A 2792-nucleotide genomic window follows, 5' to 3' on the forward strand; every position below is an offset into this window, starting at 1 on the left:
GCGCGCGCGCGACGGGTGTGTCTGTCTTGCCCCCGCATCTCAAGCGGAAAGGAGATATTTTCGAGCACGGATCGATGGGGCAAAAGCCCAAATGATTGAAATACCATCCCCATTTTGGAGCGGCGCAGTGCGATCAGCTGTTTTTCGGACATCGCCATGATGTCCTCGCCTTCAACTTCTATTGTACCGCCAGTGATGTCATGCAGTCGGGAAAAACAGCGCACCAAGGTCGATTTCCCCGACCCGGAAAGCCCCATAATGACCAGCATTTCGCTGCGGTTAACATCAATTGAGACGTCCTTGACCCCCGCGATGTATCCATCGGCACGGATCGCGTCAAAGCTGTGGTTTGGCGGCATCTGTGCAAGGTAATCTTTTGGGCGTGGCCCAAACAGCTTCCAAACATTACGCGCTGAAATGACCGGCGTCGCGTCGCTCATAGTAGGTACCTGTCGTTAAAAAACGGGCCGCCAGACATCGTCGTGTCAGGCGGCCCAAAGTATGTAAGTTAAATCAGCTCTTGCAGCCGCTCATCCATGGCTCAACCACCTCACGATTGGCATCAAGCCATTCCGTAGCCGCCTCTTCCGGCTCCATCTCGTCCGTGTCTACAAGCTTGGCCATCTGCGCGATTTGCGGATTTGTGAAAGAAACCTCGCCGAGCATGCAATAGGCTGTGGGCCATTTGTCTTTCATGCCATCCCATGCGGCTTTCTTCAGGTAGCCCGTCGCCGGGTTGCCACAGTCGAACAATGCGTCCGGGTTTGGACCTTTGGACGGGTCAATGTCACAACCATCTTCCCAGGCCGGAAACTCAACAAACTCGCCAGGCCAAACGGCTTCGGCAAAGTTGGGGGTCCAGTTGAAAACCAGAACTGGCTTTTTGTCAGCTTCGGCAGCACCGATTTCGGCCCAGAGCGCGGCCGCTGAACCGGCGTTGATCACCGTAAAATTCAATCCCAGAGATTCGGCGCGTTCCGCCCCATGCTTGAGCCAGTCCACAGGACCATCAAGATAGCGGCCCTTGTCACCTGTTTCAGCTGTTGCAAATACAGCAGCGCAATCATTCAAGGCTTCCCAGCTGGGCAGGCCGGGGCAGCTTTCCTTGGTCCACATCGGGTACCACCAGTCTTCGCGTGTTACCGCGTCATGATCACCAGCATCATGCAGACCGCCTTTTGACAGAGCTTCGCGGAACGACGCGCCAAATGCGCCTTCCCAGACTTCCAACTCCAGCGTCACGTCACCCAGACGCACCGATTCGTAAACCGCCTGGCTGTCAGTGGTTACAAATTCGACGTTGCTGCCCATCTCTTCAAACAACTGCCCTACGACGTTGGACATCACAATCTGGCTCGACCAGTTGTGGATTGGAATAACAATCGGATCGCTTGAATCTGCGGCAAATGCAGGCGCGACGCCTGTGCTCAATACAGCGCAGCATAATATCTGTTTAAGTTTCATGATTTCTCCCTTGGCTTTAGTACTATCTTTACGAACACGGCATTCGATGGCCACGTATCAACCGAACAATGCCCCAAATTGGAAAATCTTCTGCACAGAATTTAATGTGGCATTGCCCCTAGAAATTAGAGGCAAAGTAGTCACATAGTTATCTCTACAGAAGTTTGTCGCATGGGGACGTTCCGGGAATGAGTGAACTGCGAAACACATTGCCGCCTTTGAACTACTTGATTGCATTTGAAGCCGCTGCCCGCTTGGGCGGCTTTGCGCATGCGGCAAAGCAGCTGCATATCTCTGAAAGCTCGATCAGCCGCAAAATACGCCTTCTCGAAGAACACTTTGGTGTGCCGCTGTTTGTGCGGGGTCATCGCTCGGTCAAGCTCACCCAACTTGGGGCCAGCTATTACACGTCCGTCTCTCAATCCCTGACCGACTTGCGCAATGCCTCAGAAGAGCTGCTCAAAAAGGATGGCGCGGATACGGTCAGGGTCGCGGCAACAAATTCCGTATCCGCTTTGTGGTTGATGCCCCGCCTGCGCGCCTTTCACGAAAACCACTCCGAAATACGTATTCGCCTGACCGCTTCCGACAGTGATGCAGAATGCCTCGGCTCACAAATGGACATGTCCATTTTGCGCGGGGACGGCAATTGGGACGGCTATGAAACAACCCTCTTGTTTGGCGAAACGGTCTTTCCGGTCTGCTCTCCAGCTTATTTGGCCAGAATGTCAGGCGCTGTGTCTCTGGACCGGATATCTCAGCTGGATTTGATCGAAGTCAGCAGTGACCATCCCGAATGGATGAACTGGGCGAACTGGTTAGTCAAAAAAGGAGTTTCTCGGGTTGATGTAGAACAGACCGCAATTTTCAACACCTACCCTTTGGCCATTCATGCCGCAGTTGATGGTTTGGGCATCGCCCTTGGCTGGGGGCATTTGGTCGATTATTTCCTGAGGGATGGGCGGTTGGTACGGCCATTTGGCGAGGCAGAGGTTCGCACGAATGCAGGCTACTATTTGCTGCGCAAAACGGGGCAAGAAACGCAGACCTCACCCGAGGTTGTTGTGCAATGGCTCCTTGGGGAAAGCGCATCGCGCGAGCGGTATGGAGTGTCGTAAACACGCCTTTTCAAAGCGTGTATTTTTAGCGTGACGTTTCCAATTCGGTCCGAAACGGGGGGCCTCATTGTCATTCTGCCCAAGCTGGAAAAACTCCTGGCCAAAGTGAGCACATAAGTATCCTTCGGTCGTCGTCGATTGTAATATTCTTCAGATAGACAGCGATCACATTCCTACGCCCTACCGTGCTGAAACTGACCTTCGCGGACA

The 2792-nt window shown here is 53.5% G+C and carries 3 protein-coding genes; 1 reads left to right on the plus strand and 2 read right to left on the minus strand.

Going from position 1 to position 2792, the window contains the following annotated elements; all coding sequences use genetic code 11:
- Nucleotides 1-440 (minus strand): ATP-binding cassette domain-containing protein (locus tag WBC85_RS16850; RefSeq protein ID WP_424440057.1); only part of this gene is annotated, 440 nt, incomplete at its 3' end.
- Nucleotides 441-513: 73 nt separating this feature from the next.
- Nucleotides 514-1464, minus strand: coding sequence for an ABC transporter substrate-binding protein (locus WBC85_RS16855; protein ID WP_424440060.1), 951 nt, complete (start codon nt 1462-1464; stop codon nt 514-516).
- Nucleotides 1465-1652: 188 nt separating this feature from the next.
- On the opposite strand from WBC85_RS16855, the gene WBC85_RS16860 reads away from it, so the two are divergent.
- Entirely contained in the window at nt 1653-2582 is a 930-nt protein-coding gene (locus WBC85_RS16860) for a LysR substrate-binding domain-containing protein (RefSeq protein ID WP_424440063.1), read from the plus strand.
- Nucleotides 2583-2792 lie beyond the last annotated feature (210 nt).

The organism is Planktotalea sp., assembly GCF_049680325.1.
Classification (GTDB): Bacteria; Pseudomonadota; Alphaproteobacteria; order Rhodobacterales; family Rhodobacteraceae; genus Planktotalea.